Below are 12,746 nucleotides of genomic sequence, written 5' to 3'. Positions count from 1 at the left end.
TACGCACCACCTACCCAGGCGAGCGCCGCAGGCGCGAGAAGTCCATGCCAGCATGGACCCTACTTATTTCGCTAGAAGGAGTCGCTCGTGACGACGCAACAGATAGATGCTTCCCTGGTCCCCTATCAACTTCTCAATGAGGAGGGCCAGCTTGTTGGACCTATGCCCGACCTGGGACCCTCACCCTCTGAGACCCTCCTGGGCTTTTACCGCGCGATGAGCCAGGCACGTATCTTCTCGAATAAGATAATCGCGCTCCAGCGCCAGGGGCGCGCTACCACATTCGGTTCGCTGCTGGGTCAGGAGGCAACGGCTGTGGGCCTGGCTGTGCCGCTCCAGCCCCAGGATTGGCTCGCGACCTCCTACCGCGAGATTGCCTCGCACATCGTCAAAGGTGTGCCGCTTACCACCCTGATCTACTCTTTCCGTGGCTTTACGCCGACCTACCCCAGGGAGACTCATTGCTTCCCCATCCAGATCGTCATTGGAACGCAGATGCTGCATGCTGTAGGGTTAGCCATGGGCGCGAAGCTTTCGGGCGACCCGGCGGTCGCGGTAGGCGTCTGTGGCGACGGCGCGACCTCTGAGGGCGATTTTAACGAGGCATTGAACTTCGCAGGTGTCTTCCAGGCGCCCGTGATACTGGTAGTGCAGAACAATGGCTGGGCGATCAGCGTGCCACGCCATCGCCAGTCTGCTGCGCCCTCCTTTGCCGCGCGTGGTCTCGGCTTCGGTATTCCTTCGCATCTGGTGGATGGCAATGATATCCTTGCCGTCTACGACGTGATGCTGCAGGCCGTTGAGCGAGCGCGCTCAGGGGCTGGCCCTACACTGATTGAGACACTGACCTATCGCATTGGCGCGCATACGACCGCCGATGATCCCACGCGTTATCGTGACGCCCAGGAAGTTGCCTCCTGGCAGGGGAAAGACCCCATCACACGCCTGCGCCGCCTGCTCTTCGCGCAAGAGATACTGACCGAGGCCCAGGACCAGGAGATGCAGCGTGAGCTTGAGGATGAGATCAACCAGGCGGCGAGTGAGGCGCTGGCGATGCCACCCAACGCTCCCGACGCCTTTTTTGACTGGATGGGCGAGGGGCTTTCACCACGCTTGCAGGCCCAGCGCGAGGATCTTCTCCACTATATGCGCCAGCGCCAGGATGGAAGGGAGTAAGCCACGATGCAGATGACGATGATTGATGCCTTGAATAGTGCCCTGGCCTTAGAGCTAGAGCGGGATAGGCAGATTGTGTTGTTGGGACAGGATATTGGTGCCAATGGGGGCGTCTTCCGGGTTACCGAGGGCCTACAGCGTCGCTTTGGCGAGCAGCGCGTCTTTGATACTCCGCTCGCGGAGTCGGCTATTATCGGTAGCTCGGTTGGTATGGCGGTGTATGGGATGCGCCCGATTGCCGAGATCCAGTTTGCCGGTTTCCTCTATCTCTGTATGAGTCAGCTTGTCACCCAGGCTGCGCGCATGCGTTTTCGCTCAGCTGGTGTCTACACCTGCCCCCTGGTGGTTCGCGCCCCCTATGGTGGAGGTGTGCGCACCCCGGAACTGCATTCCGACAGCCTGGAAGGCATTTTTATGCAGACGCCGGGCATCAAGGTCGTGCTCCCCTCCAATCCCTATGATGCGAAAGGCTTATTAGCCTCCGCCGTGGCTGATCCTGATCCAGTGCTCTTTCTGGAGAACATCAAGCTTTACCGCTCATTTCGTCAGGAGACGCCTGAGGATCACTATACCATCCCACTGGGCAAGGCCGGTGTGGTGCAGGAGGGCCAGGATGTTAGCCTGATCACCTATGGCGCGATGGTTCCCGTGGCGCAAGAGGCCGCCAGGCATGCGCAGGCAGAACTGGGCGCCAGCGTGGAGATTATCGACCTGCGTACCATCTGGCCACTTGATGAAGAAACCATCGTGTCCTCAGTTGAGAAAACGGGGCGCGCCGTAGTGGTACACGAGGCACCGCGTGCTGGCGGAGTCGGTGCCGAGGTCGTCTCTATCATTAACGATTCGTGTCTCTACTCCCTGCTCAAGCCAGTCGCGCGCGTGACCGGCTATGATACACCCTTCCCTGTACCCGGCCAGGAGGATTACTATCTCCCCACTCCCGCCCGCGTCTTTGATGCCCTCAAACGCGTACTCGAACCCTGATCTCGTAAAAGGGGAGGTGCAGGAGGGTCTCCCTCCTGCCGGGGCGTGGGGTGTCCCCACAAACTTCTTCCCCTTTCCCTTTATGATCAGCATATACGCAAAAGCAAGATCTGGAGTTAAGAACTGATGGAAGAATTTCGTTTACCCGACCTGGGAGAGGGGATGGAGGAGGCAGAGGTTGTGCGCTGGCTGGTCCAGCCCGGCGAGACTATCAAGCTGGATCAGCCGATGGTGCAGGTGGAGAGTGATAAGGCTGTGATGGAGATTCCCGCCCCTGTGGCGGGCAAGGTCGCGGAGATCTACGTGCCTGCGGGCGAGGTCGCGAAGGTAGGGGCGCGCCTGGTCTCCTTTGAACCTTTGTCGTCTACATCCTCTATAGCAACCTCCTCTCAGAGCAAGACCACTCAGGCCACGCAGCCTGAGCGCGGCACATCCACCGCTGTTCGAGAGCGAGAGGCGCCGCACGATATCTCGCCTCAGGCTGGCAGGCCGCGCGTGCTCGCCGCGCCCGCGGTGCGCAAACGCGCCTTTGAGCTGAACATTGACCTGGCGCAAGTCCCGGCTTCGGCCTCGCATGGCCGCGTGACGATGCAGGATCTAGAGACCTTCCTTAAGCAGCCAGAGGCCAGACCCGAGGCAGCCACGCACCCCGTCACGAATGGTTCGCGCAATGGGACTGTCCATGTCGTGTCTGGCAGCGAGGCGGCGGAAGAGCGCCAGCCACTGACGGGCCTGCGCAAACGCATCGCCGAGCGTATGGAGCTTTCCTGGCGCACGATTCCGCATGCGACCGCCTTTGACGATGTCGATTGTAGCGCGCTGGTGGCCCTGCGCTCGACGCTCAAGCCTGTGGCGGAGCAGCGCGGTGTGCGCTTTACCTATATGCCCCTTCTTGTCAAGCTCCTGATCCCCGTATTGAAAGAATTTCCTATCTTTAATGCCAGTTTGGATGAGAAGAGTCGCGAGATCGTCTACAAGCGTGTTTATCATATAGGCATCGCGACCGACTCGCCCGAGGGCTTGTTGGTCCCTGTCTTGCGCGATGCCGACCACCTGACGTTACTGGAGATCGCGCAGCGCCTGGAGCACCTGGTCGAGGGGGCGAAGCAGCGCAAGCTGGCCCTGCCAGAACTCTCAGGCAGCACCTTTACCTTAAATAATGTCGGTGGGTTTGGTGGTAGTAGCGGCACACCCATCATCAACTATCCCGAGGCCGCCATTCTCGCTGTGGGGCGCATTCAGGAGAAGCTGGTGCTGGTGGATGGACAGGTCCAGGCACGTCCAACCATGCCGCTGGCGCTCTCTTTTGATCACCGCTTGATCGATGGCGCGCAGGCGGGGCGCTTCCTGGGGCGCTTGAAGGAGCTGATTGAGCGGCCACAACAGGTCATGCTGGATATGGTGTAGCCGCTCTTGAAGCGCGCTAGAAAGAGGTCTCTGTATGGTTGTAGGCGATGTAACCACTGCTGTCGATGTCCTGGTGCTGGGCGCGGGTCCTGGAGGCTACGTGGCCGCTATCCGCGCCGTCCAATGCGGGCATCATGTGACGCTGGTAGCTCCAGGCGCTGCGGGAGGCACCTGCCTCAATCGCGGCTGTATTCCCCTTAAAGCTCTGCTCTCGGCCAGTGAGCGCTATAGCCAGTCTCAGGCAAGCGAACTGGCTCCCTTTGGCATCCACGTTGAGGCGACCACCTTTGACTGGTCTACAATGCAGGGCTGGAAGGAGGGCGTGGTGGCGCGGCTCTCTAACGGCGTGCGCCAGCTCCTCACGGGCAATCGCGTGGAAATGGTGACCGGCACTGGCTGGTTTATCAATGAGCGTGAGGTGCGTGTGGAGGGAGTTCATGGCTCACACCGCTTCAAGTTTGACCACTGCATCATCGCGACTGGGGCTGTGCCAGCGACGGTCGCAGGGCTGGAGTATGATGGGCGCGAAATTTTGTCGCCTGAGCAGGCATTGGCTCTTCCCCAACTGCCTGAGCGCCTGGCTATCTCAGGTGATGACTATATCGCGCTCGAACTGGCAACAGTCTTTGCGCGCCTGGGAACACATGTGACGCTCTACACTCCAGGGGAGCAGGTGCTTGCCTCCGCCGAGCCCGCACTACTGCGCCTGCTCCAGGCGGGACTGCGCAAGCAAGGCATTCAGGTCAAGAGTCGCTTTGACCCAACAACTATTACTGAGCGCCCGCTGGTACTCTCGGCTGGCGTTGCTCCCCGTGTACAAGATCTCCACCTGGAGGCGGCGGGAGTGCGTCTCAATGAATATGGCGGCATCGCTGTAGATTCTATGCTCAAGACCAGCACCGAGCGCATCTATGCCGTGGGCGATTGTACGGGCGCCTATACACTTACCAGCCCACTTACCAGCCCACTTGCCAGCGTGGCTATGAAGCAGGGGAAGGTCGCCGCCGAGGTGCTCTCGGGCCAGCGAGTGCAGTTCGCGCCCCTGGTCATCCCGCGCGTGGTCCATACCCAGCCTGAGTTTGCCTCCGTTGGCTATACGCTCGAAGAGGCGACACAGGCGGGCTATAAGGTCAAGAGCGCGCGCTTCCCCCTCGCGGCGAATGGACGTGCCCTGACGCTTAACGCCGACAATGGAGCCGCCTTTGTCGTTGCCAGCGCCGAGGATGAGATTCTGCTTGGCGCGACGTTGGTAGGGACGAGGGCTGGAGATCTCATTGGTCAGGTTGCCCTCGCGCTGGAGATGGGGGCCACCCTCACCGATCTCAGCGAAATTCTCTATGCGCATCCCGGCTTGAGCGAGACATTGCTCGAAAGCGCAGAAGGCGCGCTGGGGCATGCTATCCATATGCTCAACAAAAATGCCTGACCCTACAATTTGCTCTTGTACCTTGCTGGCTAATATAATAAACGCTTAATAGAAGTTCTTCTATTAATTCTAAGCTGTATACACTAACCAGGAGAGGTAGCTATTTCTAATGGTGGATCTGCAACCAGTAAATAAGGTACGAGTAGGCGTTATTGGTTTAGGTTTTGGTGGTGAGACAATTCTGCGGGCTTATAGCAATCTGCCCCAGGTAGAGGTCGTGGCCCTGGCAGGTCTGGAGGAGGACCGCCTTGAGCTACTCGGCAAGAACTACCAGGTTCCTCATCTCTATCGCTTCTACGAAGAATTGCTTGAACGCGATGATCTCGACGCGGTCAGTATCGGTGTGCCGAATTTTCTGCATGCGCCAATCGCGCTTGCTGCTCTTGAGCGTGGGTTACACGTTCTCTGTGAGAAACCCCTGGCGCATACGCTGAAAGATGCCGAGGCCATGGTTGAGGCGGCCACAAAGGCCAACCGCGTCTTACAGGTCGTCTTTAATCACCGCGAGCGCGGCGATGTGCATGTCCTCAAGCGCTATATCGATGAGGGGAAGCTGGGCAAGATTTATTATGCTAAGGCGTACTGGATGCGCCGCCGGGGCATTCCAGGGGTTGGTTCCTGGTTCGTCAATAAGGAGAAGTCCGGTGGCGGCCCTCTCATCGACCTGGGCGTGCATATGCTGGACATGGCGCTCTATCTGCTCGACGAGCCTGAAATCAAGACGCTTTCCGCGACCACTTATAGCGAACTTGGATCAAAGGGTGTGGGTTTTAATCTGAATGCAGGCAAGCACGAAAAATCGAATAACTATAATGTTGAGGACCTGGCGGCGGCGTTTATGCGTCTCTCAACCGGGGCTACGCTCACTCTAGAGGCCAGCTGGGCTACGCATAGCAGCTTTGGCGATGACTATGGTATTATTCTTTATGGTACCGAGGGCGGCGCTGAGATCAAGGTCCAGAACTACTCGACCGAAGATACTCTACGCATCTACACCGATGTGGCTGGCACTCCCGCCACTATCAATCCCAAGGTATCGCGGGGCGAGTATCACCAGGCCGTGGCGCGCCAGTTTATCGAGAATATCAATAGTGGCAACTGGTCACTGCACAATGGCAGCGAAGGCCTGCGCCGTGCACGCGTCATTGATGCCTGCTATACCTCCGCCCAGCAGGGCCGCGAAGTCGCCCTCGACGCCTGATCTAACGCCATCAGCAACTTGTTTTGGGTAAATGGGTGTGGTATGTCCAGTTCCCACCTTTTCAGGTCAGGTAGTGTGGTGCGTCCTGGCGGCCTTCGGCCGCCAGGACGCACCACACTACCTGACCCAGGCGAGCGCCGCAGGCGCGAGCCGTCACGCCAACAAGTTGCAAAAGAAAATAAAGGAAAACCCATTGCATGCAAAGCGAACCATCTATCTCTCGCACCGCCTTGATCACTGGTGGCTCACGCGGTATTGGAGCCGCTGCTACCCTGGCCCTGGCCGCGCGCGGCTATAATGTGCTCTTCAATTATCGCAATAAGTCCGCGCGTGCCGAAGAGGTCGCGGCAGGTGCTCGTGAGCTTGGAGTGCAAGCCGAGGCGCTTAGCTGTGATATCACACATGCCGAGGACCTGGCCCGGCTCTTTAGCACGTTGGGAGAACACTTTGGCTCGCTTGACCTACTGGTCCTTAATGCTTCTGGCGGCATGGAGCGTGATCTCCTGACCACAAATCCAGATTATCCAATGGTCATCAACCGCGACGCCCAGGTGGCTCTGCTTGAAGGCGCGCTCCCCTATATGACGCGTGGGGGCGCTGTCGTCTTTGTCACCAGCCACTGGGCGCACCTGTATGGTCGCGTAAAACAGATTCCCAACTATGAGTCCGTCGCCGCCTCCAAATACGCTGGTGAGCAGGAACTGCGCGCGCGCCTGGCGGAGTTGACTGCTCATGGAATACGCCTGGTGGTCGTTACGGGCGACCTGATTGAAGGCACGATCACGCCCAAGCTTCTTGAGCGCGCCGCGCCTGGCCTGGCCGATGGCCGCCGTAACTCGATTGGCGCGCTTCCGACCGCTGAAGAGATGGGGGAGGTCATCGCTGCCAGTGCAGTGGATGCCTCGCTCCCCACCGGTCATACCGTCGTGATTGGAGGCTCGCTGGAGGACCTGCTGCACCAGTGGGTCTAACTCTTCGCGCCTGTAGTGCTTAGAGGTAGGAGAAACAAGAATGTCGGTTGCAAACGCACGCGTTTGCAACCGACATTCTTGTTTCCCTGAAAAGGAAAAGTGGGGAGTGCAGAGGGGCGTCAGCCCCTCTGCGTCCCTTTCCCCTCCCGCCGCAGGCGGTATGAATCCCTTTCAAACGAAATTGAACAGAGCATTAGTACTATGTCGTATGAGTATGATGGAATTGGGGGGGACACGTATCTACTCGCATGCAAAATTGGATGGGAGGTTGTTTTCGCGCATGAATATCTTTCGTACCAAGTCTGTGGAGCAGTCTATACGCGACACCGAAGAGCCAGAACATAGTCTGCGTAAGACGCTCGGCCCCATTGACCTCATCGTCTTCGGCATTGGCGTCATCATTGGCACAGGTATCTTTGTCCTGACTGGCACCGCCGCCGCGAATTATGCTGGTCCGGGTATCGCCATCTCGTTTATGATCGCGGGCGTGGCCTGTGGCCTGGCCGCTCTCTGTTACGCAGAGTTCGCCAGCTCTGTTCCGGTTGCGGGGAGCGCCTATACCTACTCATATGCTGCCCTGGGCGAGTTTATTGCCTGGATCATTGGCTGGGACCTGATTCTAGAGTTTCTGGTTGGGGCCTCTACCGTCTCTGTCGGCTGGTCTGAATACTTCACGACCATTCTCAGAAGCCTGGGGATCATGGTTCCCGGTACCTTGACAGGAAAGGCCGCGCTTATTCCCGTGCTGCCGGGTCTGCACCTCAATCTCCCCGCGGCTGCAATTGCTCTGATCCTGACCTGTGTGTTGGTGATTGGCGTGCGTACCAGTTCGCGCTTTAACCTGGCCGTGACCATTATCAAACTATGTGTGGTCACCTTCTTTATCGTCTTCGGCGTCTTCTTTGTGCATCCCCTCAACTGGACACCATTCATCCCACCTGCGCAAAGCATTGCTGGCAAAGGGGGGCTGGCGTCGCCCTTTCTCCAACTGATTCTGGGTTTCCCGCCCCAGGCGTATGGCCTGGGTGGCCTGGTGACAGGCGCGGCTATCGTCTTCTTCGCCTATATTGGCTTTGACATCGTGGCGACAACGGCTGAAGAGACGAAGAAGCCCCAGCGTGATATGCCCATTGGCATCCTTGGTTCACTGGTTGTCTGTACCGTGCTCTACATTGTAGTCTCGCTAATCCTGACGGGCATCGTCTCCTACAAAACACTCAAGCAGTTAAATACCGCGGCCCCCATGGCGACCGCCTTCGAGGTCATTGGTAAGCCCTGGGCAGCGGGCCTGGTCTCGGTTGGCGCTATATGCGGCTTAACGGCGGTCATAATGATTCTTATGATGGGACAGAGTCGCGTCTTCTTTGCCATGAGTCGTGACCACCTGCTCCCGCCCTGGTTCGCGCGGGTGCATCCAAACTTTGGCACGCCCTATCGTATTAGTATCATTACAGGAGCTATTGTAGCGATTATTGCTGCCTTTACACCTATCAGCGATCTAGCAGAGCTGGTCAACATCGGCACCTTGCTGGCTTTTGTTCTGGTTTCCATTGGTGTGCTGGTTCTACGTCGCACTCAACCAAACATACATCGCTCATTCCGTACTCCTGGTGTTCCCGTTGTGCCTATCCTGGCTGCGCTCGTCTGCCTCGGGTTGATGCTTTACCTGCCACTCATCACATGGATTCGTTTTGTAGTCTGGTTGGCAATTGGAGTTGCTGTCTACTTCCTCTACAGCATGCATCATAGCCGCCTTGCCAATAAAGAAATAAAAGAGATTGGGAAAGACGCAGTCTTAGAAGATAGCACAGCAGCAGGTAGCGACTAATGTCTCTCTAGACATATAATCCTCAATGAGGGGCGGGTAGTAAGGACGCCCCTCATTGAGGATTATAATGAAAATTACGACATCCCAGAGAAAGATCACTTATTTTGCTCTTAGTCGTAACGCTAATTTAGCCTGACTAAGATCTTCCCTTACAACATTCCCCAAATTCCCAATCTTGTCCCCGCACGCCCAACAAATTCAAATCACTACGATTTGGTGTATAGCTTTTGGGGTAGTTCTTACTCGGCTCCATAGCCTGCCCTTTACAGTCACCCACATTCCGCAGTTTGGAAATTGAGTTTTCAGAATTATTGTAAAATGCCCTCACTTATGCCTATTTTGCCTGTCTTACTCTTTTTGGGCAGAGCAACTAAACCAGGGTTTTCAAACGCAAGTGCAAAAACTAGATCGTACGCTCTTTTTCTAGTACTTTTAGTCATTGCGATGATCGAACAAAACAGGCAGGAAGAGCAATAGTAAATATCCAAAAAAGCGTTTTTCAAACTGCGGAATGTGGGCAGTCAGGTTTAAGAGGCAGAACATGTACTACATCTCTACCTCCGTGATTCACATCAGAATTGTGATTTATAAGGTAGCCCTCTGATAAACTATGTACTCGCTGCAACTCTGGAAGATCATTAATGCTATGAAGCATATTATCAACCTACTTTCTGCTCCAGACGCTTTTGTGCTACTTAGACTTGTTTTTTGCATAATTATCTATAACATAACAAAAGCATATTCTGATGAATATTAATAATTATATCACATGGATCAGTTTATATCTATGTTAACATTCTAAAGCAACTTAGACACATTGCTTTTTTGAGAGGTAGCTTAAAGGGTAGCAGACAAGGGGGCAGCTCTGTAAAATGGATATGAAGGTGTGAGAGATAAGCAGGAAAATTTTTTTGACAGGTGCTAAAGGGGTTTTCGAGGGAAGCTAAAGGGAGAAGGCCCTAGTATGCATTACCTTGTTGCATATCCTTGTTAAAGGGAGAGAAACATATTTGGCTTTGAGATCTCAGAGGTAAGGAAAAGGAAGATTGCGGCAGGTGAAAGATGGCTGGAAGCGCTTAGAAGGCCGCTTAACAGGGCTGCAAAGATGCTTTTTGTGCTACCCTTTAAGCGGCCATATATGTTACCCGTTCCACTCCAGAAGTGATATATTGTGTCCATGTGAATATGATACTTATGATGGGACAGAGCCGCGTCTTCTTTGCCATGAGCCGCGATCACCTGCTCCCTTCCTGGTTTGCACCCGTGCAAACCAAGCTTTGGCACGCCCTATCGTATTAGTATCCTGACCGGAGTGATGGTGGCTTTCATCGCGGCCTTTACAGTATCTTAAAATGATGACAAATATGCCTATACGTCATCCGTTCAGACGGCTAGCCGTCTGGGGAGAACTGCGGCTCCCGCTACTCCTCGCCCCACTTGCAAAGGGTCGGAGTTACTTTTGCATAAGATGTTGTAGGATCCGTTGATATCGGCATGAATGAGGCGTCCATCCCTGGCACGATACCAACTGCGAGCCACACGCTTGCCTGAGAACACCGGCTTCACAGCAGCGTTGGTTTCATACGTTGGGATGGGGTCGTCGTCCAGAAAACTGGCCTTGCTGGTGTAGCTTTCTTCTTGAAGGATGACCCTGATCCCCACCAGGTGCGCTTTGTAGGTCAACTGCTCAATGAAACGAGCATGGGGAAGCTGCACAAACTGCTGGTTGTTCCTGCGCCCCATGCTCACCTCTTGTTTCCACAAGGGATTCTTGCCAATCACCAGCGTTCCGATGCCTTCGCCCACCAGCAGATCAATGATCCGACGGCTGGCCGTGTGCAGATAGGCATCCACACGGCGATTGCGCTTCGTCGTCACACGGGCCAACTGGCGCGAGGTGTATCGGTTCTCATGCGCGAGGCGTTGCTGCTGCTTGGCACGCTGTTTATTATAGAACTGATTGAGGCTTTTGAGGGGTTTGCCACTCACCAGACGAGGCACAAAGCCAGGTTTGTCGCTGGTGATGGCTGCCAGCACATTGACACCCACATCCACGGCTGCCCGAAGCTGTGGGTTGACCGCAGCCGGTTGGAGCTCCTGCTCATAGACGACCTCCAGCATGTAGCCATCAGCGCGTGGAACGATGCGAACCTGCCTGATGGCTTCCCAGGTAATCTGAGTTGCTATCTCAATGGGCAATCCTGATGGGACCAGCTTGCCCGTGCGCTTGAATGCTCTCTTCCCCAGGGCTTTTTTCTCGTAGATGAGCAGGAAACGGCCTTTGGCCTTGTCTTGATAGCCAGGGATCTTGGGGCGTCCGGTGAAGGCAGAGGGGTCTTCGCGGTAAGCCTCCATCACGCGCAAAAAAGCTGACCCAATTGTGGTGGAGCTGAATGAGGATGGCATTACTGACTTTGCGAGGCAGGGCACAATAGGCCTCGTGGTGTTTCAAGCGATGGAAGATGGCAGCGTAGGGCAGGTAGGTTCCCTCGTGAATGAAGGCTTGTCGGATCTGGTAATTGGCCTGGTTATAGAGGTTTTTGGAGGCAAAAGCTGCCCGATCAATGAGGGCAAAGCGTGCATCCTGGTGACGAATGAGATGTCGTTCGACCAACTGCACCTTGCGCCTCCTCCTTTTCCAACAACACGTCCTTCGTGTCGGTGAATCTCTCTCTTGGCGTTTCATACAAGAACATGCTTTCTAACGAAACTCTACCAGAGACATCTCCATTTGTCAATATCTAGCATAATTCCTTGGAAACGTTTATCACACCTCGTTCACTGGTGAAGCCTGAGGGATCTCCATCGACCTGGATGGTGATGGCGTGCCTGGTGCGTATCTCTACCTCTTTGCATGTCTCATAGAGTACCCATTGCCGCCTCTGGCGTCGATGGAGAAGTACGTCGATACCCATCAAAAGTGTATTGATGAGGTCTTGACTGCGCGCTATGCAGACATCGAGTAGCCCGTCGTTACATTTAGCTTGCCACGTGTACTTGATGGCCCCACCATAGAGCTGTGTATTGCCAATCACAATCTGCATAGCATGCGCCTTGATCGATTTCTTCCCATCGATATGGAGATAGACACGAAAGCCTTTGAATGTTAGAGTCTTCCAGAGTCCAACCAGGAGGTAGCCCGGCACTCCTAATTTCTTCGCGGGCTTCTGCTCTACTTCGTGTGTGACCTCTGCATCCAGGCCAATGCCTGCCATTAGTAGAAAATAGCGATCGTCGACCTTGCTCAGGTCGATGCGCCGCCGTTGGCCCTGGAGCAGGATATCTCGCGCTGCTTCATTCTCCAGTGGGATGCCCACTTCACGCGCCCAGACGTTGACCGTTCCACTGGGTAAGATGCCGAGCGCGGTCTCGCTACCCGCCAATTCCTGGATGACCTCATTGATCGTGCCATCTCCACCAATTGCCACTACCACGTCGATGTTTCGCTCAACCGCCTCACGGGCAATGCGTCCCGCATCTCCCTGCCGCTGCGTAAGTTGCAAATGGGCGTCCCAACCTTGAGCCTGGAGAAACTGCACCGTCTCGTCTACCTGCTTTTTATTATCGACATAGCTACCCGAGGTGGGATTAGCGATCAGAACCGCACTTGTAGGCTGGATTTTCTTTGTAGAGGAAGCTGATTGTATTTGTTTTTGCATACTGTCTCTTCCCTTGGGTTGTGATTATGTTGCTGGCTAATTTATGTATAGGCACATTAATAGTGATTAATTGTTGGAGCTAGTCCCTGTAGGT

Annotated in this window: 9 protein-coding genes and 2 pseudogenes; 8 read left to right on the top strand and 3 right to left on the bottom strand. The window is 55.3% G+C overall.

The annotated features are described in order from the left end of the window. Window positions 1–87: 87 nt before the first annotated feature. The 5 genes from KRAC_RS24795 to KRAC_RS24775 all read left to right on the top strand — a co-directional run bounded on the left by KRAC_RS24795 (window position 88) and on the right by KRAC_RS24775 (window position 6,194). Window positions 88–1,176, top strand: a complete 1,089-nt coding sequence (locus KRAC_RS24795) for a thiamine pyrophosphate-dependent dehydrogenase E1 component subunit alpha (protein ID WP_007911908.1) — start codon at window positions 88–90, stop codon at window positions 1,174–1,176. 6 nt (window positions 1,177–1,182) lie between these two features. Then, entirely contained in the window at window positions 1,183–2,160 is a 978-nt protein-coding gene (locus KRAC_RS24790; protein ID WP_007911907.1) for an alpha-ketoacid dehydrogenase subunit beta, read from the top strand. Window positions 2,161–2,286: 126 nt separating this feature from the next. Continuing rightward, a complete protein-coding gene (locus KRAC_RS24785) occupies window positions 2,287–3,567 on the top strand; it encodes a dihydrolipoamide acetyltransferase family protein (protein WP_007911905.1) in 1,281 nt (426 codons plus the stop codon). Window positions 3,568–3,601: 34 nt separating this feature from the next. Beyond that, window positions 3,602–4,993, top strand: coding sequence for a dihydrolipoyl dehydrogenase family protein (locus tag KRAC_RS24780; RefSeq protein ID WP_007911903.1), 1,392 nt, complete (start codon window positions 3,602–3,604; stop codon window positions 4,991–4,993). 109 nt (window positions 4,994–5,102) lie between these two features. Further along, the gene (locus KRAC_RS24775; protein WP_007911901.1) at window positions 5,103–6,194 is read left to right on the top strand and encodes a Gfo/Idh/MocA family protein; all 1,092 of its coding nucleotides are present in this window, start codon (window positions 5,103–5,105) and stop codon (window positions 6,192–6,194) included. 61 nt (window positions 6,195–6,255) lie between these two features. On the opposite strand, the gene KRAC_RS71620 is transcribed toward KRAC_RS24775, so the two are convergent. After that, on the bottom strand, window positions 6,256–6,393 hold the full coding sequence (locus KRAC_RS71620; RefSeq protein WP_157507033.1) for a hypothetical protein: 138 nt from the start codon (window positions 6,391–6,393) through the stop codon (window positions 6,256–6,258). Here KRAC_RS71620 and KRAC_RS24770 point away from each other — a divergent pair. From KRAC_RS24770 to KRAC_RS79670, 3 genes and pseudogenes are all read left to right on the top strand, one after another. After that, entirely contained in the window at window positions 6,392–7,165 is a 774-nt protein-coding gene (locus KRAC_RS24770) for an SDR family oxidoreductase (RefSeq protein WP_007911900.1), read from the top strand. The two genes, KRAC_RS71620 and KRAC_RS24770, sit on opposite strands and share 2 nt — an antisense overlap. Before the next feature lie 280 nt (window positions 7,166–7,445). Further along, the gene (locus KRAC_RS24765; protein WP_040444877.1) at window positions 7,446–8,993 is read left to right on the top strand and encodes an amino acid permease; all 1,548 of its coding nucleotides are present in this window, start codon (window positions 7,446–7,448) and stop codon (window positions 8,991–8,993) included. Window positions 8,994–10,172: 1,179 nt separating this feature from the next. Continuing rightward, window positions 10,173–10,335: pseudogene (locus tag KRAC_RS79670) on the top strand (amino acid permease); the annotation flags it as partial. A 41-nt stretch (window positions 10,336–10,376) separates the two neighbouring features. Here the strand turns inward: KRAC_RS79670 and KRAC_RS24755 are convergent. Together KRAC_RS24755 and KRAC_RS24750 are read right to left on the bottom strand one after the other, a co-directional pair. Further along, a pseudogene (locus KRAC_RS24755) lies at window positions 10,377–11,613 on the bottom strand (RNA-guided endonuclease InsQ/TnpB family protein). A gap of 121 nt (window positions 11,614–11,734) precedes the next feature. After that, window positions 11,735–12,652, bottom strand: a complete 918-nt coding sequence (locus KRAC_RS24750; protein ID WP_007911895.1) for a diacylglycerol/lipid kinase family protein — start codon at window positions 12,650–12,652, stop codon at window positions 11,735–11,737. Between the last annotated feature and the right edge of the window lie 94 nt (window positions 12,653–12,746).

This window comes from Ktedonobacter racemifer DSM 44963 (assembly GCF_000178855.1).
Classification (GTDB): Bacteria; Chloroflexota; Ktedonobacteria; order Ktedonobacterales; family Ktedonobacteraceae; genus Ktedonobacter; species Ktedonobacter racemifer.
This window is presented reverse-complemented; position numbering and strand designations above follow the sequence as displayed.

What these genes read in the sequence shown, in the direction of transcription:
- KRAC_RS24765 (WP_040444877.1), top strand. Translation starts at nt 7,446, where the DNA reads ATGAATATCTTTCGTACCAAGTCTGTGGAGCAGTCTATACGCGACACC.
- KRAC_RS24785 (WP_007911905.1), top strand. Translation starts at nt 2,287, where the DNA reads ATGGAAGAATTTCGTTTACCCGACCTGGGAGAGGGGATGGAGGAGGCA.
- KRAC_RS71620 (WP_157507033.1), bottom strand. Translation starts at nt 6,393, where the DNA reads ATGCAATGGGTTTTCCTTTATTTTCTTTTGCAACTTGTTGGCGTGACG.
- KRAC_RS24780 (WP_007911903.1), top strand. Translation starts at nt 3,602, where the DNA reads ATGGTTGTAGGCGATGTAACCACTGCTGTCGATGTCCTGGTGCTGGGC.
- KRAC_RS24775 (WP_007911901.1), top strand. Translation starts at nt 5,103, where the DNA reads ATGGTGGATCTGCAACCAGTAAATAAGGTACGAGTAGGCGTTATTGGT.
- KRAC_RS24750 (WP_007911895.1), bottom strand. Translation starts at nt 12,652, where the DNA reads ATGCAAAAACAAATACAATCAGCTTCCTCTACAAAGAAAATCCAGCCT.
- KRAC_RS24770 (WP_007911900.1), top strand. Translation starts at nt 6,392, where the DNA reads ATGCAAAGCGAACCATCTATCTCTCGCACCGCCTTGATCACTGGTGGC.
- KRAC_RS24790 (WP_007911907.1), top strand. Translation starts at nt 1,183, where the DNA reads ATGCAGATGACGATGATTGATGCCTTGAATAGTGCCCTGGCCTTAGAG.